This window comes from Paraburkholderia phenazinium (assembly GCF_900142845.1).
GTDB classification, from domain to species: Bacteria; Pseudomonadota; Gammaproteobacteria; order Burkholderiales; family Burkholderiaceae; genus Paraburkholderia; species Paraburkholderia phenazinium_A.
Genome location: NZ_FSRU01000002.1, coordinates 1,049,651 through 1,072,258, shown reverse-complemented (window position 1 = coordinate 1,072,258; position 22,608 = coordinate 1,049,651). Strand labels below are relative to the sequence as shown.

The window sequence follows — 22,608 nt, the reverse complement described above, 5'->3', positions numbered from 1 at the left end:
CGACGCACCACGACCTTGCACCAACTCAATTCATCCCGCGCCGCGAAGGCGCTCGCTGGTCCGGTGCCGCGCGCGCCGACGGCGTTGCGGAAACGCTGCTTTTGCCGGCTCAAAGTTCTTTCCGAAAGCACTCTCCGGTAAAGCGTCCGGCCTTGTGCGGCGGCGCTTTGCCTCAACGTCCGGGCGCCGCGTCGACGCGCTTATATCGTTGCCGGCGCAACCGCCCGCGGTCGCATGGCATGTCTATTGCATTGCAACGCACCGAGGTCAACGGCGGCCTCATCGTATTGACACTTGAGGGGTCGCCCGTTTGAGGCGGCCCGCAGGGACAACGGCGTCCCGGGTATCCAGAAGTGCACCGAGCAATCGGCGCGCGTGCTGGGCACTCGGGACGCTTTTTTTTTGCGCTTCGTTCGCGCACCACGTCTCACCGCGATTCCCGCAAGGGGCCGCGCGGCGAATGGATCCACGCTGCAGGGCTAGCCACGTTCACGATGAAACAGCAGACCAATTCAAGCCTCGACGCCGTCTCTGGACCGGTCATCGGCGAGCTTATCAACCTGTCGGGCCGGCAGCGCATGCTCTCGCAACGCATCGTGCTGCATGCCTTGCTCGCCGCGCTGGGCGACGCCGCCGCGCTGGCGGTGCTGAAGAGCTGCCTCGCCAGTTTCGCGCAAGCGCATGCCGAGCTCGTGCACGGCAACGAGCGCTTGCCCGGCGTGTTTTCCGAGGCGCTGCGCGAGGTCTACTTCGGCAAAGGCCGGGCCGACGAGCGCATCCGGCAGTTCGTCGCGCAGGCTGAACGCGCCGCCTTGAGCATTGCCGCGGGCGGTGACGACCGGCAGCCCCAGGTCGATGCACTGGTGGCCCAGGCGACTCCGCTGCTCGAATTGCTGCAGGAAATCACGCTCGCCTATCAGCACGAGATGCGCGGCGTCGAAGCCGCCGCCACCAAACGCCAGGTGGATATCGCCGAGCGGCTTGGCAACATTTCGATGCAGGCCAATATCGTCGCGCTCAATGCGCGCATCTCGGCCGCGCGCGCGGGGAAATTCGGCCGCGAATTCGCGGTGATCACGACCGTGCTCGCCGACATCATCAAAGAGATGGACGAGCTGATTCAAAGCGTCGTCGATACGAGCGGCGCGAGCGGGACCTCAGCGCGCCGCGCCGTGCCGTCTCAAGGTTGGCATGCCCGTGCCGACCGCGCCCTTCAATAGCCTTCACCCTGCGAGAGAGACCATGAAACATCTATTCAAATCGCTGGCAAGCGGCAACTGGCGCGCCTTGCTAGCCTGCTTTCTGTACTTCGATACCGGCTTTACCGTATGGGTGATGTTCGGCCCGCTGGCGCCGTTCATCCACAAGGACATCGCGATGTCGCCCGCCGAACTGGGCTTCCTCGTCGCGGTCCCGGTGCTGGGCGCGGCCATTCTGCGGGTGACGCTCGGCAATCTGTACCAGGCCTACGACGGCCGCCGCATTGCTTTGCTTGGCGTGGCTCTCTCGGCTATACCGTCAGTTGTCCTGCTGTTATCGCCGACGCCGCCGTCCTATGTGATGCTGCTGGTGCTGGGCGTGTTCCTCGGCGTAGGCGGCGCGAGTTTTGCCGTGGCCCTGCCGATGGCCGGCAGCAACTATCCGCCGAAGGTGCAAGGGCTCGTGCTGGGTCTCGCCGCCGCCGGCAACATTGGCGCGGTGCTGGACGGTTTCCTGTTTCCGAGTCTCGCCGACCAGTTCGGCTGGGCCAAGGCTGCAGGAGCGGCGCTGCCGTTGCTGGCGCTCGCGGCGGTCGCACTGTTTTTCTGGGCGAAGGACCTCGGGCCCAAATCGGGCAGCGCGCCGCGCGCCTTGCGCAGCTTCTGCATCACGCTCGTCGGCTTGATCGTGCTGGTGCTGGCCGTGCATGCGGGTGTCTTCGGCGGCGGCAAAACGGGCGTGCTGCTCTTGCCCGTGCTGGGTGCGCTGCTCGCCATCGCGGTGTTGCCGAAGCACTACCGCAGCGTGCTGGCGGAGAGCGATACGTGGGTCGTGATGCTGGTCTACAGCATCACGTTCGGCGGTTTCGTCGGCATGTCGTCGTATGTGACGACCCTGCTGGTGTCGCTGTATCAGTTGCCCAAGCTCGAAGCGGGGCTGTTCATGTCGCTGCTCGCGTTCACCGGCGCGCTGGTGCGTCCGGTCGGCGGCCTGATCGCCGATCGTATCTCGGGCGTGCGGGCGCTGGTGCTGCTGCTTGCCGGCATCTCGCTGTGCGACTTCGCGTTCGCCGCGTGGATGCCGCCGCTGCCGGCCGGCATCGCGCTGCTAATCGCCACTTATCTATGCTTCGGACTCGGCAACGGCGCCACCTTCCAACTCGTGCCGCAGCGCTGGAAGGGCAAGACCGGTCTGATGTCGGGGATCATCGGCGCGGCCGGCGGCATCGGCGGCTTCTATCTGCCGGTGATCATGGGCATGGCCAAGGAAAGCACCGGCAGTTATCAGATGGGCTTCGCGACGTTCGGCGTGCTGTCGGCGCTCGCGTTTGCGCTCGTCGCGCTGCATCGTGCGCGCTGGCTCAAATGGGCGCTGCCGGGCGAGAGTGTCGTTGTTGCGAGCCCGATTTCAGCGGCCGGTGTGACGGCGGATAGTGGAGTGTGAGGTGGGGCTCTGCTGCTACTCGGCAACGACACTGGGGCCGAGTTGCGCCAGAGCGAACGCCCGCACATGCGCGGCGAACGACTTCAGCAACAACGGGGCCGGCCGTTGCGACGGCGTCAGTAACGCAAAGTCGGTGGTGATGCTGGGTTCAAAGGGCTTGAAGACGACGCCTGTGCCGCGATAGCCCCAGGCACTCAGCGCATCCACCACCGAGACGCCGGCCCCCGCCTCGACGAACGCGCAGATCGCGTGAGACACCTGGGTCTCCATCTGCCGTTTCAGCTCGACCCCATGCGCGGCAAACAACGCATCGATCTGGATGCGCGATTCGACGCTGCGCGGATGGCCGACGAAACGCTCGCCGGCCAGATCCGCCGGCCGGATCGTTTCGAGCGCGCATAGCCGGTGTCCCGCCGGCAACGCGCACACCATCCGCGTGGAAATCAGCCGCTCGCCGTGCGCGCTCGGACGGCTCATCGACAGGATGGCGAAGCCGACGTCGCAGCGCTGGCCGATCACCATATCCACCACCGTACGGGACGAATGCACGGCGAGCGAGACGTGGGCTTCGGGCCGCGTTTTCAGATAGTCGGCAATCGCGTGCGGCAGGAACGATAACGCAATCGCCGGTGCCGCCGCGATCTGCAAGGTGCCACGACGCAGGTCCCTGATTTCATCCGCCGCCCGCGCGATCCGGTCGACTCCGGCCAGCGAGCGCTGCACTTCCTCATAGAGCGCTTGCGCCTCCACCGTCGGATAGAGCCGGCCCTTCACACGTTCGAACAGCGCAAAGCCGATGGACTCCTCGAGATCCGCCAGCAGGCGCGTGGTTGCCGGTTGGGAAATATGCAGCATCTCGCTGGCGCGCGTCACGGTCTGGCAAAGCATCACGGCGCGGAACGCCTCGAGCTGGCGAATTTTCACGGCGTCGACCCTATAACAAAATATTATCGTATTCGCAAAAAAAAGAATTTTCCATCCGCATTTTGACTTCCTATTGTTCGGGCATGCCTGATTTACAAGGGCCTCAGCCGGCAAGACCAGTCCATAGCTTTTTATGTTCGGATGAGGGTTTGCGCTTATTTCATTACCAGGGCGTATCAACGCATGCATGAAGAAACCGTCTATCTACAGGAGCCGCCCATGGCTTGCATCGACAAGCAAGGCGAGCCCCCCGTCGATCTACGCATCCACGCTCGGCCGAAGCAATCCGACTGGCTCTGGTATGGCCTGTTCGGCATTGCGCTGGTTCTGTTCTACGAGTGGGTCATCGACAATCCGCGCTGGCAGTGGGACGTCGTCGCCCATTACTTCTTCAACAGGCGCGTGCTGGCGGGGCTGGCGAACACGCTGATCCTGACCGCCCTCGCGAGCGTGCTCGGCCTCGCGCTCGGCGTGGTGGTGGCGGCCTGCCGGATGGCGGACAACCCGGTGCTGCGCGGCGCGGCCTACGTCTATATCTGGATCATCCGGGCCACGCCGGCGCTCGCCATGCTGCTGTTCCTGTTCTTCCTCTCGGCGCTGATTCCACGCCTGTACCTGCCGCTGCCGTTCCTGCATGCGAACCTGTTCGACATCGACACGAACCACCTCATCTCGCGTTTCAGCGCCGCGACGCTCGGTCTGGCGTTGTATCTGGGCGGACATAGTGCGGAGATTTTTCGCGGCGGCCTGGGCGCCGTCGACAAAGGCCAGCGCGAAGCCTGCAAGGCGATGGGGATGAGCGACCTGCGCATGATGTGGCACGTCGTCATGCCGCAAGCGGTGCGCGTGATCATTCCGCCGCTCGCCAACGAACTTATCACCATGTTCAAGAATACGTCGCTTGCCTCGGTGATCGGCTATGTCGAACTGCTGACGACGGTGCAACTCATCTACTCGAGCAATTTCGAAACCATCCCGCTCCTGACCGTCGCCTGCCTCTGGTATCTGTTTCTCACGAGCCTCGCCATGTGCGGGCAGAGTCTTCTCGAACGCCGCTTCGGCAAGGGAGTCTAGTCATGGACATCGCCAGCGTTGCCGGCCATCCGGATCATCCGGACCATCCAGGTCATCCAGGCGACGTGGGCCGCGCGCCGCTGCTGCAGATGCGCGCCGCCACCAAAACGTTCGGGACCTTCACCGCGCTGCACGCCATCGATTTCTCGCTGAACAAGGGCGACGTCGTGGCGATCATCGGACCGTCGGGGTCCGGCAAGAGCACGCTGCTACGCTGCATCAACATGCTCGAGCTGATCGATTCGGGCACGGTGTCCTTTAAGGGCGAAGTACTCGGAACCGAGATGCGCGGCGCTCGCCGCATCCGTTTGCCCAAGAAGGAGCTCGACCGCCAGCGCCGCTATTTCGGCATGGTTTTTCAGGGCTTCCACCTGTTTCCGCATTATTCGGCGCTCGACAACGTGCTCGCCGGACCGCGCATCGTCGGCGGCGCGGCGCGCAAGGACGTCGTCGAGCGCGGCCGCTATCTGCTGGCGCGCGTCGGCCTTGCCGACAAGATCGATCACTATCCCGCGCAGCTTTCGGGCGGCCAGAAGCAGCGTGTGGCGATTGCGCGGGCGCTTGCGATGGAACCCGAAGTCATGCTGTTCGACGAGCCGACCAGCGCGCTCGATCCCGAACTCGTCAACGAAGTGCTCGACGTCATGAAGGAACTGGCGATGTCCGGCACCACTATGATCGTCGTGACGCACGAAATGGAATTTGCCCGCAAGGTATCGAATCGTGTGGTGTTCATGGATGGCGGACGCATCGTCGATCAAGGCTCGCCCGCCCATATTTTCAACGGCGGCGGCACGGAGCGCAGCAGGCGCTTCATCTCGAACCTTCGCGATTGATGCCGTCTGCAGGATGGTTTGTTTTCAATAATCTGATCGACCAGGAGATGTGATGGACAAGGATGGAATGATGAGAATCGGCCTCTCGATGCGTTATCTGGGCTATCACATGGCGGCGTGGCGGCACCCGGAGGTGCCGGCGGACGGGGCGATCGATTTCCAGTACTTTCTCGACAGCGCCCGCAAGGCCGAAGCCGCAAAGCTCGATATGATCTTCTTCGCCGACGGCATCGGCGTTCGCGCTTCCGATACGCCCAAGGGTTCGCTGGCCCGCGACTCGAAGAACGCCGAACTCGAACCGCTCACACTGCTCGCGGCCATCGGCGCGTGCACGTCGCGCATCGGCCTGGTGGCGACGGCATCCACCACCTATAACGAGCCGTTTCATATTGCCCGCAAGTACGCGTCGCTCGACCATATCAGCGGCGGCCGGGCCGGCTGGAACGTCGTCACCTCGTGGTCGCAGCAGGAAGCGTGGAATTTCAGCCGCGACGAACACCTCGGTTACGAAGAGCGCTACGAGCGTGCCGACGAATTCGTCGATGTGGTGAAGAAACTATGGGATAGCTGGGAAGACGACGCCTTCATCCGCAACAAGGAGACGGGGATCTTCTACGAGGAATCCAGGCTTCACGTGCCGCATCACAAAGGCAAGCATTTCAGCGTGCGAGGGCCGCTGAATTCCGCTCGCACGCCGCAAGGGCGTCCGGTCATCGTGCAGGCGGGGGCGGCTGAAGCCGGGCGTGAGATCGCCGCGAAAAGCGCGGACGTGGTGTACAGCGCCTCCTTCGATATCTTGTCGGCTCAGAAATATTACGCAGACCTAAAGGGTAGGCTGGAAAAATATGGAAGAACCGCTGATCAACTCCTGATCATGCCCGGACTCACCACCTATGTGGGCAGAACGAGACAGGAAGCCCAGGACAAGTTCGACCAGTTGCAGGAGCTGATCGATCCGTTGAGCGGTCTGGCGGTGCTCTACAGCACGCTCGGCGACCTGTCGGGCTACGACCTGGACGGGCCGGTGCCGGAGGTGGCCACAGGGCCGGTCAGCAGTATCGGCGAAGGCCTGCTCGACATGGCCCGGCGCGATCATCTGACGATCCGGCAGCTCTACAAGCTGAGAGCCTCGGGGGGGCGGCAACTCATCGGCACCGCAGCGGATATCGTCGACGACATGGAGACGTGGTTCAAGGAAGGCGCGGCGGACGGCTTCAATCTCTGCCCCGCAATCTTGCCGGGCGGTCTGGACGATTTTGTCGCACTCATTCTTCCGGAACTGCGCAAACGCGGCCTGTTTCGCACCGAGTACGCGTCGAGCACCTTGCGCGGCAATCTTGGACTCCAGCCGTTACGGTTTGGCGATTGAGCCGGGCGCCGACACGGCACGCAGGACATTGATCAACTTCGAGTAAGAGCCATGCCCATTACCACCCATGTGAACCCCGACGCGTTCCGCCACGCCATGACCTGCTTTGCCAGCGGCATCACTGCTATCACGACGCGCGAGGCCGGCTTGCCGTGGGGGCTGATTGCAACCTCGGTGTGCAGCTTGTCCGTCGATCCCGCCACCATGCTGGTCTGCGTCAACAAGACGGCGTCCGCGCACGACGTTATCCTGCGCACGAAAAAATTCGCGGTGAATTTGCTCTCGGCGGATCAGATGCCTGTGGCGAAGCGCTTTACTTCGTCGCGCGGCGCGGAGCGTTTCGAAGCCGACCAGTGGGAGGAGGGCAGGACGGGGGTGCCCACCTTGATCGACGCCGTGGTCGTATTCGAATGCAGCCTGGTGGCGGTGCATAACGGCTTTACGCACAGCATCATGGTGGGGCAGATTGCCGACGCCACCGTCAACGAGGATGTCGCCACAGGCTGCCTCCTGTGGCATCACCGCGACTATGCCCAAAGCACGCTCAGGGCGACCTAGTCCGCTTGCCAGCAGGTTCCGCCATGTTTCATCATCGAGGTTTGACAAGCATGAGTCATCATCCTTTGTTCGGCAGGATCGCGAGGTCCCGAACAGTCGTCCCTGTGGGGGCATGCTTCATCGCGGCGCTCTTCTTCGCTCAGGCCGCGCGAGCGGAAGACGCACCGAAACTCCCACCTATCCAGGCAGACGCCGCGCTCGCGGCGATGGTGCCGAAGTTTTACCGCGATCGAGGGACGCTCACGGCCGGCGTCAATCCCGACGTCGCGCCCATCAAGTTCGTCGACGATGACGGCGATATCGCCGGCTTCACGCCGGACCTGCTGGCCGCCGCCGCCGATGTGCTGAACCTGAAGCTGCGGCTCACCCAGTCTTCGTTCGATGCGCTGATTCCAGGCCTCAGTGCCAATCGTTTCGACGTACTGCTCTCCCTGGCCGATTTCACTTCGCGGCACCCGGTCGTGACCTTTGTCGATTACCTGAACATGGGCGAGACGATTGTCGTCTCACCGGCAAGGCCACTGTCGATGAAGTCCCTCGACGATCTGTGCGGCTTGCAGGTCGCGCTGCCGCGCGGCTCAGCCTCGATGCAGGAAAGTGCCGGCATCAGCGAGCGCTGCGCCAAGGCGGGGAAGAAGCCGCTTGTCGTGGCCACGTATCCCGACTCGAACATGGCGCTCCTGTCGCTTTCCACGGGAGCGAGCGAAGTGGCGTGGGTCGATTCGCCGGTTGGCGCCTACAACGCGAACAAATTCCCCTCGAAGTACAAGATCGTCTATTTCAATCCGGTGGCGCCGTACGGTATCGGTTTCGGTGTGGACGAAAAAGGCAGGCAGTTGGCCACTGCCGTGCAGCAGGCGCTGCTGAAGTTGCGCAGGGATGGCGTCTACGACATGCTGCTCAAGAAATGGGGGTTGTCGCCGAAAGACGCCAAGCCGCTGTTTCCGATCAACGGTGCGCAGTTGTAGCGTGGACGTTACGCGTAACGGCGCTCGTCATCGGACCCGGCAGGCGCCGCAGCGGGCACAGGCGCAGGCGAAGCCTGTTCAACGCTGAGCGCAGCCTCGCCGATCGCATCGCCAATCAGAATCACCGCAGGGCTGCCGAGGCCCGCTTCACGCGCAGCGGCGCCAATCGTCGCGAGCGTCGCCAGCACGCGGCGCTCGTCGGACGTGCCGGCGGATTGCACCACCGCAGCCGGCGTGCCGTCGGGCAGCGCCGCGAGCAACGCTGCGCAGATACTGTCGATGCGGCTCATGCCCATATAGACGGCAAGCGTCGTCCCGGTAGCGGCAAGCGCGGCCCAGTTCGGTTCGCTGCCGTCGTGCAGATGCGCCGTGACGAACGTCACGCCCTGGCAGTGATCGCGATGCGTGAGCGAAATGCCCAGTCCCGCCGCCGCTGCAAACCCCGATGAAATACCGTTGACGATCTCGAACGGAATCTGCGCACGCCGCAACTCGCTCAACTCTTCGCCGGCGCGGCCGAACAGCAGGGCCTCGCCGCCTTTCACCCGCACCACGTGCCGTCCGGCGCGTGCGTAGCGCAGGGTCAGCCGCTGGATGAATGCCTGCGGGGTCGACTTGCAGCCGCCGCGCTTGCCGACCCGGATGACGCGCGCCTGCGGCGCCAGCGTCACGATCTCGGGGTTGACGAGATCGTCGAGCAGCAGGACGTCCGCGCTTGCCAGCAGCCGCGCGGCGCGCAGGGTGAGCAGATCGAGCTCGCCCGGGCCCGCGCTGAGTAAGGTGACCTTGCCGGTTGCCATGATGATGTTGATGTCCTTGTTCCGCGTTGCCGCTGTTGCAGTCGCGGCTGCAATGTCAGGGCTCGCGCTTCGCCAAATGCAAACGGCGTCCGCTCGTCATGTTAAACGAGGGGACGCCGTTGTCCTGAGCCTGTCTGATGAGTGCGACGCGTGGGCCTTGCAGCCCTCGGGTCGCGCGATTCGTTGCGTCGACATCGTTGTCGCGCATTCTATCAAAGGCAATATCCAGGCCAGATGATTACCGCGTACCTCTGGCTGGCGCAGCGCGTCGCATGCGCCCCAACACCCTGCACGGATGAAGTGCTGCACCGCACCAGCGTTGTGCCGGGCCGCATCAAAATGCGTCGTCAGGCAGCGCGCGGCCATGCACCGCGACAAGCCGGGACGCCCGCCGCTGCGGTCGCAGCACGGCATTCTCGCGCATGGCATGGCCTTTGCGTAAGTTTGCCCGGCGGATCAACGATGGTCCGGCCAGCATGCAGCAAAAGTCACTCCATAGATCACGGGCTTTTGGACAACGGCGTCCCCCGAATTCAGTCGCTTCGACGATTGAATCCGCGGGACGCCTTTTTATTTGCCGGACGAAAATCATGTCGCGAATCGAGCTGGAAACCGGGTTGGGCAAGGATGAAGCCCCTGTCATGAACGTGGTGGTGATCGGCCACGGCATGGTGGGTCACAAGCTCCTCGAATGTCTGGTGGACGAGGCGAAGTCGGCGCTGCACATCACCGTGTTGTGCGAAGAGCCGCGTCCCGCTTACGACCGCGTGCATCTGTCCGAATTCTTTTCCGGTAAGTCCGCGGAGGACCTGTCGCTCGTCAAGCCCGGCTTCTTCGAGCGCGAGAACGTGCTGCTCAAGCTCAATGCGAAGGCGCTGTCGGTCGACCGCGCGGCGCGCACGGTGCGCATCTCGACCGGCGAGACGCTGTCGTACGACAAGCTGGTGCTGGCCACCGGCTCGTCGCCGTTCGTGCCGCCGATCGCAGGCAACGATCGTCAGGACTGCTTCGTCTACCGCACCATCGAAGACCTCGAAGCGATGCAGGCCTGCGGCGCGCGCGCAAAAACCGGCGTGGTGGTGGGCGGCGGACTGCTCGGGCTCGAATGCGCGAAGGCGCTGCACGACATGGGACTGGCGGCGCACGTGGTCGAGTTTGCGCCGCGCCTGATGGCGGTGCAGGTCGATGAAGGCGGCGGGCGGGTCCTGCGCAGCAAGATCGAAGAACTGGGCGTGCAGGTGCATACGGCGAAGCAGACGCTCGAAATCGTCGACGGCGAAGCGGGCACGCACCGCATGAAGTTCGCCGACGGCACGCATCTCGACACCGACATGATCGTGTTTTCCGCGGGCATCCGGCCGCGCGACGAGATCGCGCGTGCCTGCGGACTCGAACTGGGCCCGCGCGGCGGCATTGCGATTGACGGCACCTGCCGCACGAGCGACCCCGACATCTACGCGATCGGCGAATGCGCGGCGTGGAACGGCATGGTGTATGGACTCGTCGCGCCGGGCTACGAGATGGCGCGCATCACGGCGAAGCAATTGCTCGGCGACGAGGCGGATTTTGCCGGCGCCGACATGAGCACCAAGCTCAAGCTGATGGGCGTGGACGTGGCGAGCATTGGCGACGCGCACGGCAAGACGCCAGGCAGCCGCTCGTACCAGTTCAGCGACGAGCGCAAGCAGGTCTACAAGAAGCTGGTGGTCTCAGAGTGCGGCAAGCAGTTGCTCGGCGCGGTGATGGTGGGCGACGCCGCGGAATACGGCACGCTGCTGCAGATGATGCTGAACCGCATCGAGCTGCCCGACGCGCCGGAATTCCTGATCCTGCCGTCCAGCGACGGCAAGGCCAAACCGGGTCTCGGCGTCGACGCGCTGCCGGAGGCCGCGCAGATCTGCTCGTGCAATAACGTCTCCAAGGGCGACATCTGCGCCGCGGTGTGCGCGGGCGCGACCAGCATCGGCGCGCTGAAGACGGCCACCTGCGCCGGCACCTCGTGCGGCGGCTGCGTGCCGCTCGTCACCCAGGTGATGAAGGCCGAGATGAAGAAGCAGGGCATGGACGTCAACAATCACGTCTGCGAACACTTCCCGTACTCGCGCCAGGAACTGCATCACATTGTGCGCGTGGAAGGCATCAAGACCTTTGGCGCGCTGCTCGAAAAACATGGACAGGGTCTCGGCTGCGATATCTGCAAGCCCACCGTCGCCAGCATTCTTGCTTCGTGCTGGAACGAGTTCGTCCTGAAGAAGGAACACGCCGGCCTGCAGGACTCGAACGATTACTACCTCGCCAACATCCAGCGCGACGGCACCTATTCGGTGGTGCCGCGCATGCCCGGCGGCGAGGTGACGCCGGAAGGGCTCATCGCCGTCGGCCAGGTGGCGAAGAAGTACGGCCTCTACACGAAGATCACCGGCGGCCAGCGGGTCGATCTGTTCGGCGCACGCGTCGACCAGTTGCCGCTGGTCTGGGAAGAACTGATCGCGGCCGGTTTCGAATCGGGCCACGCCTACGGCAAGGCGCTGCGCACCGTGAAGTCGTGTGTGGGCTCGACATGGTGCCGCTACGGCGTGGGCGACTCGGTCGGGCTCGCCGTCGGCCTCGAAAACCGCTACAAAGGCCTGCGCTCGCCGCACAAGATCAAGTTCGGCGTCTCGGGCTGCACCCGCGAATGCGCGGAAGCGCAAGGCAAGGATGTTGGCATCATCGCCACCGAAAAGGGCTGGAATCTCTACGTGTGCGGCAACGGCGGCATGAAGCCGCGTCACGCCGAACTGCTCGCGGCGGATCTGGACCGTGAGACGCTGGTGCGCTACATCGACCGCTTCCTGATGTTCTATGTGCGTACGGCCGACCGTCTGCAGCGCACCAGCGTGTGGCGCGACAACCTCGAGGGCGGGCTCGACTACCTGATCGACGTAGTCGTGCACGACAAGCTGGGACTCGCCGCGGAGCTGGAAGCGGAAATGCGCAACGTGGTCGACACCTACGAGTGCGAGTGGAAGAAGGCCGTGACCGACCCCGAGACCCGCAAGCGCTTCCGCCACTTCGTCAACAGCGAAAAGGTCGACGAGACCGTGACCTTCGTCGAGGAGCGCGGCCAGATTCGTCCCGCGACGCCGGCCGAACGCGAGGCTGCCAAGGCGTTCCCGATTCCGGTGATCGTCGAGACGGTTTGAGGCCGCCTTTGTTAAAGCCTTTGCCGTTCACTCATTTGTCCGTTCACTCAATCACGCCGGGAAATCCATCATGAGTCACGACCTGAATCCGCTTAACTGGGTGCCAGTCTGCGCGCTCGACGACATCGTGCCCAACACCGGTGTGTGCGCGCTCGTCGAGGGTAAGCAGGTGGCGGTGTTCAATGTCGCGCAAGGCGAGGGTGGCGTGTATGCCATCGACAATTACGACCCCTGCTCGCAGGCCGCCGTGCTGTCGCGCGGTTTGATCGGCAACCTCGGCGAGCGCATCGTAGTGGCCTCGCCGATCTACAAGCAGCACTTCGACCTGCGCACCGGCGAGTGTCTTGAAGCGCCTGAGCATTCCGTTAGCGCGTTTGCCGCGCAGGTCAAAGACGGCCAGGTCTGGGTCGCGGTATAAACACAGGTCGAGCACGTGATGAGCCGCGCTAGCGTCAAGACGGTGTGCCCTTACTGCGGCGTCGGCTGCGGAATGGTCCTGCAGGTCGAGGACGGCCACGTCGTGAAGATTACCGGCGACAAGGAACACCCCGCCAACTTCGGCCGGCTCTGCACCAAGGGCTCGTCGGCCCACGTCGCGCTGCGCAAGTCGGGACGTCTGGAAAACGCTTTTCAACGCGGCGACCGCAAGAGCGATCCGATCCCGCTGCCGCTCGATCAGGTGATCGCCGATACCGGCCGGCGCCTGCGTACGCTGCTCGACACGCATGGCCCCGACGCGCTGTCGTTCTATGTGTCGGGGCAGATGTCGATCGAGGCGCAGTACCTCGTGAACAAGCTCGCCAAGGGCTTTGTCGGCACCAACAACATCGAATCGAACTCGCGCCTGTGCATGGCGAGCGCCGGCAGCGGCTACAAGCTCTCGCTGGGCGCCGACGGTCCGCCGGGCTCGTACCAGGACTTCGACCAGGCCGATCTGTTCTTCGTGATCGGCGCCAACATGGCCGACTGTCACCCGATCCTGTATCTGCGCATGATGGAGCGCGTCAAGGCGGGTGCCAGACTGATCGTGGTGGATCCGCGCCGCAATACGACGGCGGACAAGGCGAGCCTGTTCCTGCAGATCAAGCCGGGCACCGACCTGGCACTCCTGAACGGTCTGCTGCATCTGCTGCACGAGAACGGTCAGACGAACCCGGATTTTATCGCCGCCTTCACGGAAGGCTGGGACGACATGCCGGCCTTCCTCGCCGACTACACGCCGGAGAAGGTGGCGGCCATTACCGGCATCCCCGAGGCGGATATCCGTACCGCCGCGCAATGGATCGGCACCGCGCCGGAGTGGATGAGCTGCTGGACCATGGGTCTGAACCAGAGCACGCACGGCACCTGGAACACCAACGCCATCTGCAACCTGCATCTTGCGACGGGCAAGCTCTGCCGTCCGGGCAGCGGGCCGTTTTCGCTGACGGGCCAGCCGAACGCGATGGGCGGCCGTGAAATGGGCTACATGGGACCGGGCCTGCCGGGTCAGCGTTCGGTGCTGGTGGAAGAGGACCGGGTCTTCGTCGAGGCGCTGTGGCAAGTGGCGCCGGGCACGCTCAGAACGGCGGTCGGGCAGGGCACGATCGATATGTTCTCGCGCATGGCGACCGGCGAGATCAAGGCATGCTGGATCATCTGCACCAATCCGGTGGCGAGCGTCGCCAACCGGCAGAACGTGATTGCCGGACTGCAGACGGCGGAACTGGTGATCGCGCAAGACGCCTTTCTCGACACCGAAACCAACCGCTATGCCGACGTGCTTCTACCGGGCGCGCTGTGGGCCGAAGCGGAAGGCGTGATGATCAACTCCGAGCGCAACCTGACGCTCATGCAAAAGGCCATCGACCCGCCGGGCGCGGCGCTGCCCGACTGGCAGATCATCGCGCGGGTGGCGTGCGAAATGGGCTTCGCGGAGGCGTTCACGTATGCGTCGGCCGAGGAAGTCTTCGCGGAGATCACGCGTGCTTCGAATCCGAAGACCGGTTACGACCTGCGCGGCGCGAGCTACGCCCGGCTGCGGGAAACGCCGCTGCAATGGCCGTGCGCGCCGGGGGCGTCGGTGGTGCCAGGCGCTCCGGTTGCAATGCGCGACCGCAATCCGCTGCGTTATCTGAACGACGGTATCAGTCAGACGTTGAAGGAACGGCCAGACGGCAGCCGACCGGCGCTGGTTTTTCCGACCGCCAGCGGCAGGGCCGTGTTCTTCGCGCGGCCGCATACGGAGCCGGCCGAAATGCCGGTGCCGGAATATCCGATCGTACTGAACACGGGCCGCTTGCAGCATCAATGGCACACGATGACCAAGACCGGCAAGATCCCGATGCTGAACAAACTGAACGCCAGGCCGTTCATCGAGATTCACCCGGAGGATGCAGCGGCGCTCGGCATCGCGGCGAAAGACCGCGTCGAAGTGCGTTCGCGGCGCGGCCGCGCGGTGCTGCCCGCTGTGGTGACCGAGCGCGTGCGCGCCGGTTCGTGCTTCGCGCCGATGCACTGGAACGACGTGTTCGGCGACGACCTCTGCATCAACGCGGTGACCCACGACGCGGTCGACCCGATCTCGCAGCAGCCGGAACTCAAGTTCTGCTCAGTGGCGCTGACAAGGGTCGCACCTGAACCGGCCGCCGACGCGGACGATTCCAGCGACTCAGACCACATCCACTCCGCCATCGAAACCGCAGCGCCAGCGCTCGCGGACGATGTCAGTTCTCCGAAGGAAAGGGACATGTCCCGAATCGACGCCCTCGTCAACCTGCTCGGTTTGCCGGACATGCCGGCGCCCCGGCTCGACGACGCTCAACGTGCCTACGTCGCCGGCTTTATCGGCGGCTTGCGTGCAAGCCCAGGCGGACTCGCGGACGGCGTGCCGGTGCTGCCGGCCAGCGCGCCGCTGCCGGTGTCGGCGCGGCTCTGGTTCGACGGGATGCTCGCGGGTCTCTACAGCCGTGCCGATGCGGGTACACCGTCGCCGGGCGGCGCGCCACTCCTCGCGTCCGACGCAGCCCTGTCTTCATCCGCCGTGCGGATTGCGCGGACGCGGCCGAAGGTGCTGCTGCTGTGGGCCTCGCAAACCGGCAACATCGAATCGCTGACGGAACGGTATGCGACGCAGTTGATGGAGTCGGGCTTTGAGATTCGCACCACCTGTATGGCGGATTACGACGTCGCCGCACTGGCCAAGGCGCAATATGTGCTATTGATGTCGAGCACGTTCGGCGACGGCGATCCGCCCGACAACGGCGCGAGTTTCTGGAGCGCACTGAAGGCCGAGCACACGCCGCGCCTCGATAATCTGCGCTACGCGGTGCTGGCGTTCGGCGACCGCAACTACGACGCGTTTTGCGGACACGGCGTGGCGCTCGATACGCGTCTTGCGGAGCTGGGTGCGGTGCGTCTGCTGCCGCGTGTCGATTGCGACACGGAGTTTCAACCTGCTGCCGACGCGTGGCTCGAACGGATCGTCGCGCGTATCAAGGAGGAAGACGCCGCGCTTCACGACGTGCCGGCAGACGGCATGATCCCGTCGGTCCTGCCCGGCGCGCTGGCTACCAAGGCGCATCCCGCGGCCTCGCGGCTCGTGACGAATTTGCGGCTTAACAAGCAGGGCGCGTCGAAGGACACGCGGTACTTTTCATTGTCGACCGGCGACTCGGGCCTTGAGTACGAAGTCGGCGATGCACTGGGCGTGTGGCCGAGCAACTGCCCGGAACTCGTCGACGAGCTGATCGGCCTGAGCGGGCTCGCGGCGGATACGGCGGTCCATGTCAGCGGCGCCGGGGAGATGCGCCTCGCCGACGCACTCGGCAAGCACTACGAAATTGCCCGTCCCAGTCACGAAGCGCTGACGTTCATCGCCTCTCGCGATTCGAGCGGCGCACTCGGCGCCTTGCTCGCCGAAGACCGCAAGGCGGATCTGAAGAAATGGTTGTGGGGCCAACAGTTGGCCGACGTGCTGCACGAGTTTCCCGTGACGCTGACGGCGCCGGAGTTGCTCGGCGTGCTTAAGCGCCTGCAGCCGCGCCTCTATTCGATTGCGTCGAGTCCGAAGGCTCATCCGGGCGAAGTCCATCTGACCGTGTCCGCGGTTCGCTACAGCAATGGCCGGCGCCAGCGCAAAGGCGTGTCGTCGACCTTCCTTGCGGATCGCGCAGGCGATGTCAGCGTCCCGGTGTACGTGCAAAAGTCCGCACATTTTCGTCCACCGCACGACGGCGATACGCCGATGATCATGGTGGGACCGGGCACCGGTGTGGCGCCGTTCCGCGGCTTCCTGCATGAACGGCTGGCACGCGGCGACACGGGCCGCAACTGGCTGTTCTTCGGCGAGCAGCATGCCGCGACGGACTTCTATTACGGCGACGAGCTGGACACGATGCGAGCGAAGGGCCTGCTGAACCGGCTCGACCTGGCCTTCTCGCGCGACCAGAGCGAGAAGATCTACGTGCAGGACCGGATGCGCGAACACGGTGCGGAGTTGTGGGCGTGGCTCGAGTCCGGCGCGCATCTCTATGTGTGCGGCGACGCCAGCCGGATGGCGAAAGACGTAGATGCGGCCTTGAAGGCGGTGGTGGCCGGCCACGGCGGCATGAGCGACGAGAAAGCGCTCGAATATGTCAACGGGCTGGCGCGGGAGAAGCGCTATGTGCGCGATGTTTATTGAAGCGTGCGGCTTGCGCTGTGCCGGCTGCGTGGCATGACATGACGCCGTGCAGAGCCACGCCATGCCATGCTAGCCATGCGTGCTTGCGTGGCTAGCGTCCGGGCTCTCCGTCTAACAGACGCTGCAACTCCACACGGACCTGCGCAATCACGCTCTCCCAATCGCCCGCCGCCGGTTGGCGAAAGATCCTCATGCTGGGGTACCAGGGACTGTCGTCCCGCTCCGTCATCCAGCGCCAGCAGGTGTCGAAGCGGTTCAGCAGCCATACCGGCTTGCCGAGCGCGCCTGCCAGATGCGCGACGGAGGTATCGACCGAGATCACCAGGTCCAACTGATCGACTAACGCGGCCGTGTCCTCGAAGTCGTTTAGTTCAGCGGTAGGGTCCAGGATGGCGGGCCCACGCCAGCCTGCTGCCTCCAGTTCCCGTAACTGCGAAACGGCCGGCTCGCCTTTCTGCAAGCTGAAAAACGCCGCACCGGGCAGGTTCAGACCGGCGAACTTCGACAGATGAATCGACCGGCGTGCATCGACGGGGCGCTGAACCGCACGCGAACTGTGCGGGCCGCCGGCCCACACCAGACCGATGCGAAGCGCTTGCCTCACGCCCAGACGCCGTTGCCACGCTAGCGTCTTCTGCGCAGAGGGCGCCACGTAGCGCGGCACGAACGGCACTGTATCCAGCGTGGTCCCGAACGCGAGCGGCAGGCTGATAAACGGGCAATGAAGATCGAACTCGGGCAACACCTCGCCTTGCGCGACCACCTGGGCGACGCCGGGCATTGTCCTGATCAGCGGCACGAGCGGTGCCTGAACCTGCACGATCAGCGTGGCGCCGAGTTCGGCGACCATCGGCAGATAGCGGCAAAACTGCAGGCTGTCGCCGAGGCCCTGTTCGGCATGCACGAGCATCCGTTTGCCGCGCAGCGATTGTTGCCCCAGCCATAGCGGTTTATCCGAAATCAGTTCGGACGACTTGAGTTGTTCCGTCTGCCAGCGCCATTCATGTTCCGGCCACCCTTCGCGGAAGCGCCCCAGTGTGAGATCGCAGAGCGCATGATTGAAATGCGCGGCCGCGTGGTTCGGCGAGAGCGCGATGGCCGCGTCGTAGTGGCCGAGTGCATCCGTATATTGCCCCAACGCTTCCAGCGCCATGCCGCGATTGCAATGGGCGTCCGCGTGGCTGGGATCGAGGCGTATCGCCGTAGCGAAATCCGCTAGCGCTTCGTGGTGCCTGCCCCAGAAATGCAGCAACAAGCCACGATTGTTGTAGATGTACGTGTTGTTGGGTTCAAGGGAAAGTGCCGTGTCGTACGACACCAGTGAGGCTTCGTACGTGCCGCCTGCGCGCAATGCGTCCGCACGGCCCCAGTGAAACGGGCCATGACCCGGCATGAGGCGGATCGCTTCGTCATGGCTCGCGGCAGCATCCCGATAGCGGCGCAGTGCAAACAGCGACAGTCCCAGGTTGAAGTGGGCAAGCGCGTAGTCCGGCTGGAGCGCAATCGCCCGCTGAAAGCAGCCCATCGCAAGCGAATGATCGCCGAGCGCCTTGATCGCGAGGCCCCGGTTGTTATGAAACGAGGCTTTGGCCGGGTTCAGTGCGATGGCTGTGTCGTAGTCCTGCAGTGCGCGCGCATGCTGGAGCAGCGCATGGTAGGCATTGCCGCGGTTGTTCAAGGCGTCCGCATGGTTCGGCTTGCGCTTGAGTACCTCGTCGTAGCTCGCCGTGGCCGCTGCGTGTTGCTGGGCCGTTTGCTGCGCCTCGCCACGCAGAAAATACGCATCCGCGAGTTCGCTGTTCTCTGCGATGGCACGGTTGGCCCAGTCGATCGATTCCTGTGGCTGCCTGGCGTGTAGCGCGATAAACGCCAGCAATAGCAGCACCTCGCAGGCGTGCGGCGCGAGCTGCACGGCCGCCAGACAGACCTCGTGTGCCTGCGCGACCTGTCCGCCTTGAAACAGCGTGGCCGCTTGCAGCGCCATGTGTTGCGCTTGCGCGGTGATGTCAGCCTGGGAGGGTGTCATGCTTGTCGGTTTGGAAGTCACACCCGCAAGTATACGGCGCTTGAGGCGACGCTCCCGGTTTTTCAGGGCGCAGCCGCAACGCCCCTGGCTATCTTCACTTACCCTTGCTGCTCATCAGATCCGCGCCGCGACACTGCGGATCCGCGGCGGTGTTAAAGCCCACCAGTGTGAAGCCGTTGCGGGCCTGCTGGATCAAGGCGAAGTGAGGCGCGGCTTTAGCGGGCGTGTCGGTATTCAACTGCACGTCCACCTGGTAGCGCGCGGCGTGGTCACTGCAGGCGCGCACGGCGCCGTAGCTCATGCCGAGCTGCGCCTGTTTTGCGGTGGCATTAAAGCGCGTGCGCTCAGCCAACGCCTGTGCCGCAGTGGCCGGATCGCTCCATTGACGGGCCTGCGCTTCGTCGATCGTCAGCCATTCGTCGACGAAGTCCCTGCCGTTGTTGGCGGCGGGCTGCACGCGCGTCACCTGGTCGCCGTCGACACGAAAACGGAAAATGCCGAGGCGCTGCATCAGATCGCCATCGAGCGAAGCGACCTGCGCGCGCATCTCGAAGCCCTCGGCAGTCGGATTGAAGCTGATCTCCGCGTCGCTGAAGTAGCCGTGCTCCATGTGAAAGACGCCGCGCTGGGCGGAAGCGCCTTCGCCGGGCGCGATCACGTCGAGATCGAAGCGGCTCCAGCGCGACGAGCACCACGGCGTACCGTGCACGACGGCCACCTGGCCATCGTGCAGCGGCACGACGCCGAAGGGATCGCCATAGGCGTCGGCGATGCTTTTATAGTCGTCGGCTTGCCAGCGCAGCACGCGCTTCCAGTGCACCCCGTCCCAGCGATAACCGAGCAATACGTTGTCGTTCCCGCATTCGATGCTGACGCCGGCGCGCACCAGTACGAGCGGCGCCGCCGAGCTTGCACTGGTGAGCCTTGCGTTGAGGTTCAGTCCGCTGCCGTAGGCCGGTCCCCTGGTCAGTTCAGTGGGCGTGACGGCTTTGACCTGTAGAGAAGCCGACAGATCGCGATTGAGCGCCGCGATATCGACGCTTTGCGCGGCGCAGGCCATGCGCGCATCCACTGCCTCGGCGAGCGCCTGCTTGAAGCTGTGCAGCGAGCGCTGCACGGCGACGGGCACGTCCGTGTCGCCTTCTTCGCCGACCGGCGTGAATTTCGAGTCGTGCTGCACCTTTTGCTGGGCGCTCAGTGCGGCGCCTGCCGCAGCATCCGCCGCAGGACAACCGGCCGCGAGCGCGGTCCCCGTGGTGAAGACGCACGGCAGGCACAGGGAGAGCAGCGTGACACGACGGAGCGCGCGCAGTGGGTTCATGGGTCTGTCTATGACGTAAGTATCGAGCGACGCGAGAGCGTAACGGTTTTTTTCGCTTTTGTTAACGCCGCTGCTGAATTCGCCGCCGCCGGCCCATGCATTCGGCATCGCGCGCATTCGCCTGGCTGCACTCACGTCCCCTCCGGCAGTTTGCTCAACGGGCAATTCGGGCTATTCTGCTTCAGGCAGTCCCACACGATTCGCATTTCGCATGGAGGGTACCCAGTGACATCGACCGCTGCGAATATTCCGCTCATTCCCCGCGCGCATCTGTTCGGCAATCCGGAGCGCACTTCCGTGCATATCAGTCCGGACGGCCGCTTTCTCTCATGGCTTGCGCCCCTTAACGGCGTCCTGAATATCTGGGTCGCGCCGGTCGACGACCCGACGCGTGCCCGGGTGGTCACGAACGATACGAAGCGCGGCATCCGCATGCACGGCTGGACCTATGAAGGCCAGCTCTTCTATCAGCAGGACGTGGACGGCAATGAAGACTTCCACCTCTACGTGGTCGATGTGGAAGCCGGGACCGCACGCAATCTGACGCCGTTCAAAGGCGTGACGGTGCACGTCGAGCGCGTGAGCAAAATCGTGCGCGACCGCATTCTGGTGGCGATGAATCAGCGCGACCCGAAGTATTTCGATCTGCACACGCTGGACCTCGCAACCGGCGAACTCATCCTCGTCGAACAGAATACGGATTTCTCGGGCTTTATCACCGACCGCCACTACCGGACGCACTTCGCGACACGCACGGCAAGCGACGGCACTCTGGAGGTGCACCGGCGCAATGCGGAAGGCGCATGGACGCCATGGACACATTTCGCGCCGGAAGAGGCGTGGACATCTGGGCCACGCCACCTGAACGCGGACGGCACGGCGCTATTCATGTTCGATAGCCGCGGCCGCGACACCGCGGCGCTGACCCGCATCGATCTTGCCAGCGGCGCGACCGGGGTGGTGGCCGCTCACCCGCGCGTCGATCTGTTCGGTTTCATTCTGGATCCCGACACGCTCGAACCGGTGGCTTACTCGGTCTACGTGGAGCGTCCGGAGTATGTTGCGCTCACAACCGATATCCAGCGCGACCTCGATTTCCTCAACGGCAAGCAACTGGGCGACTGGTCCATCGGCGGAAGGACCGAGGACCAGCGGCTGTGGGTCATCAACGCCGCCTCGGATCTCCGGCCGGCGACAACCTATCTGTACGACCGCGAGCAGCAGACGCTGCGCACCTTGTTCGAGCATCGCCCCGAACTGGCCGGTGCGCCGCTCGTGCCCATGCAGCCCGTCGTGATTCCGTCGCGGGACGGCCTCGAGCTGATCTCCTATCTCACGCGGCCGGCAGGCGCGAACCAGCCGGGACCACTCGTGTTGCTGGTGCATGGCGGCCCGTGGGGACGCGACGGCTTTGGCTTCGATGCCGAGCATCAATGGCTGGCAAACCGCGGTTATAGCGTGCTGAGCGTCAATTTTCGCGGCTCGATGGGCTTCGGCAAAACCTTCGTCAATGCCGGCGACGGCGAATGGGGCCGCCGCATGGACGACGACCTGCTCGATGCCGTGGCCTGGGCCGTCGACAAGGGCATCGCGGACCCATCGCGGGTGGCGATCATGGGCGGGAGTTACGGTGGCTACGCGGTGCTCGCCGGCATGACGCGCAACCCCGAGGCCTATGCCTGCGGGGTGGCGATCGTCGGACCGTCGAATCTGGAGACGCTGCTGGCGAGCATTCCACCTTACTGGGAGTCGTTCCGTACCCAGCTGATTCGCGCTATCGGCGATCCGTCGACCGAAGCGGGTCTTGCGCTGCTGCGCGAGCGCTCGCCCGTGCATCGCGCCGACCGTATCCGTCGGCCGCTCCTGATCGGTCAAGGCGCCAACGATCCGCGCGTGAAGCGTGCGGAGAGCGATCAGATGGCGGACGCGATGAAGGCCAACGGCATCCCCGTGACCTACGTTCTGTTCCCGGACGAAGGGCATGGTTTCGCGCGGCCGGAGAACAACATCTCGTTCAATGCGATCACCGAGGCGTTTCTCGAACGGCATCTGGGCGGCCGGGCCGAGCCGATGCGCGAAGCCGAATGGAACGGCTCGACCGCCGAGATCCTGGAGGGCGCGCAGCTATTGCAGTTGCCGGCGCGGCGCGCAGACTAGGGCGTCTGCGTGCCGTTACCCTCAGCTTGTCGCGCGGCGCTCACTTTAGCGAGGTGGTGAGCGCCGCAAGCTGCGTTGCCGCTC

15 protein-coding genes are annotated in these 22,608 nt (G+C 64.4%); 11 read left to right on the top strand and 4 right to left on the bottom strand.

The genetic code is table 11. The features are described 5' to 3' along the window. Positions 1-494 precede the first annotated feature (494 nt). The gene (locus tag BUS12_RS21875) at positions 495-1,220 is read left to right on the top strand and encodes a type IV pili methyl-accepting chemotaxis transducer N-terminal domain-containing protein (RefSeq protein ID WP_074299236.1); all 726 of its coding nucleotides are present in this window, start codon (positions 495-497) and stop codon (positions 1,218-1,220) included. Between the two features lie 22 nt (positions 1,221-1,242). Next, a complete protein-coding gene (locus BUS12_RS21870; RefSeq protein WP_074299235.1) occupies positions 1,243-2,643 on the top strand; it encodes an MFS transporter in 1,401 nt (466 codons plus the stop codon). Positions 2,644-2,658: 15 nt separating this feature from the next. Here the strand turns inward: BUS12_RS21870 and BUS12_RS21865 are convergent, their stop codons facing one another. Next, positions 2,659-3,567 carry a LysR substrate-binding domain-containing protein gene (locus BUS12_RS21865; RefSeq protein WP_074299234.1) on the bottom strand — a complete coding sequence of 303 codons (909 nt, stop codon included), beginning with the start codon at positions 3,565-3,567 and terminating at the stop codon, positions 2,659-2,661. Positions 3,568-3,786: 219 nt separating this feature from the next. On the opposite strand from BUS12_RS21865, the gene BUS12_RS21860 reads away from it, so the two are divergent. The 5 genes from BUS12_RS21860 to BUS12_RS21840 all read left to right on the top strand — a co-directional run bounded on the left by BUS12_RS21860 (position 3,787) and on the right by BUS12_RS21840 (position 8,372). Continuing rightward, the gene (locus tag BUS12_RS21860; protein ID WP_253190185.1) at positions 3,787-4,641 is read left to right on the top strand and encodes an amino acid ABC transporter permease; all 855 of its coding nucleotides are present in this window, start codon (positions 3,787-3,789) and stop codon (positions 4,639-4,641) included. Between the two features lie 89 nt (positions 4,642-4,730). Further along, the gene (locus BUS12_RS21855; protein WP_074301633.1) at positions 4,731-5,477 is read left to right on the top strand and encodes an amino acid ABC transporter ATP-binding protein; all 747 of its coding nucleotides are present in this window, start codon (positions 4,731-4,733) and stop codon (positions 5,475-5,477) included. A 52-nt stretch (positions 5,478-5,529) separates the two neighbouring features. Continuing rightward, positions 5,530-6,846 (top strand): LLM class flavin-dependent oxidoreductase, encoded by a 1,317-nt coding sequence (locus BUS12_RS21850; RefSeq protein WP_074299232.1) that lies wholly within the window; start codon positions 5,530-5,532, stop codon positions 6,844-6,846. 51 nt (positions 6,847-6,897) lie between these two features. Beyond that, a complete protein-coding gene (locus BUS12_RS21845) occupies positions 6,898-7,404 on the top strand; it encodes a flavin reductase family protein (protein WP_143788427.1) in 507 nt (168 codons plus the stop codon). A gap of 50 nt (positions 7,405-7,454) precedes the next feature. Beyond that, positions 7,455-8,372 (top strand): ABC transporter substrate-binding protein, encoded by a 918-nt coding sequence (locus BUS12_RS21840; RefSeq protein ID WP_171991699.1) that lies wholly within the window; start codon positions 7,455-7,457, stop codon positions 8,370-8,372. Positions 8,373-8,380: 8 nt separating this feature from the next. On the opposite strand, the gene cobA is transcribed toward BUS12_RS21840, so the two are convergent. Further along, positions 8,381-9,172: a uroporphyrinogen-III C-methyltransferase gene (cobA, locus tag BUS12_RS21835; protein ID WP_074299230.1), complete on the bottom strand. Its 792-nt coding sequence runs from the start codon at positions 9,170-9,172 to the stop codon at positions 8,381-8,383. Positions 9,173-9,813: 641 nt separating this feature from the next. Between cobA and nirB the strand changes: the two genes are divergently transcribed. The 3 genes from nirB (at position 9,814) to BUS12_RS21815 (ending at position 17,020) form a co-directional block, all read left to right on the top strand. Continuing rightward, entirely contained in the window at positions 9,814-12,357 is a 2,544-nt protein-coding gene (gene nirB, locus BUS12_RS21825) for a nitrite reductase large subunit NirB (protein WP_074301631.1), read from the top strand. A gap of 70 nt (positions 12,358-12,427) precedes the next feature. Further along, positions 12,428-12,775, top strand: coding sequence for a nitrite reductase small subunit NirD (gene nirD, locus BUS12_RS21820; RefSeq protein ID WP_074299228.1), 348 nt, complete (start codon positions 12,428-12,430; stop codon positions 12,773-12,775). A gap of 18 nt (positions 12,776-12,793) precedes the next feature. Continuing rightward, positions 12,794-17,020 carry a bifunctional nitrate reductase/sulfite reductase flavoprotein subunit alpha gene (locus BUS12_RS21815; RefSeq protein ID WP_074299227.1) on the top strand — a complete coding sequence of 1,409 codons (4,227 nt, stop codon included), beginning with the start codon at positions 12,794-12,796 and terminating at the stop codon, positions 17,018-17,020. Positions 17,021-17,111: 91 nt separating this feature from the next. Here BUS12_RS21815 and BUS12_RS21810 read toward each other — a convergent pair whose 3' ends face one another. After that, positions 17,112-19,046 carry a tetratricopeptide repeat protein gene (locus tag BUS12_RS21810; protein ID WP_083640557.1) on the bottom strand — a complete coding sequence of 645 codons (1,935 nt, stop codon included), beginning with the start codon at positions 19,044-19,046 and terminating at the stop codon, positions 17,112-17,114. Between the two features lie 94 nt (positions 19,047-19,140). Then, a complete protein-coding gene (locus BUS12_RS21805; RefSeq protein ID WP_074301630.1) occupies positions 19,141-20,367 on the bottom strand; it encodes a hypothetical protein in 1,227 nt (408 codons plus the stop codon). 225 nt (positions 20,368-20,592) lie between these two features. Between BUS12_RS21805 and BUS12_RS21800 the strand changes: the two genes are divergently transcribed. Then, the gene (locus BUS12_RS21800; protein WP_253190184.1) at positions 20,593-22,524 is read left to right on the top strand and encodes a S9 family peptidase; all 1,932 of its coding nucleotides are present in this window, start codon (positions 20,593-20,595) and stop codon (positions 22,522-22,524) included. Positions 22,525-22,608: the final 84 nt, after the last annotated feature.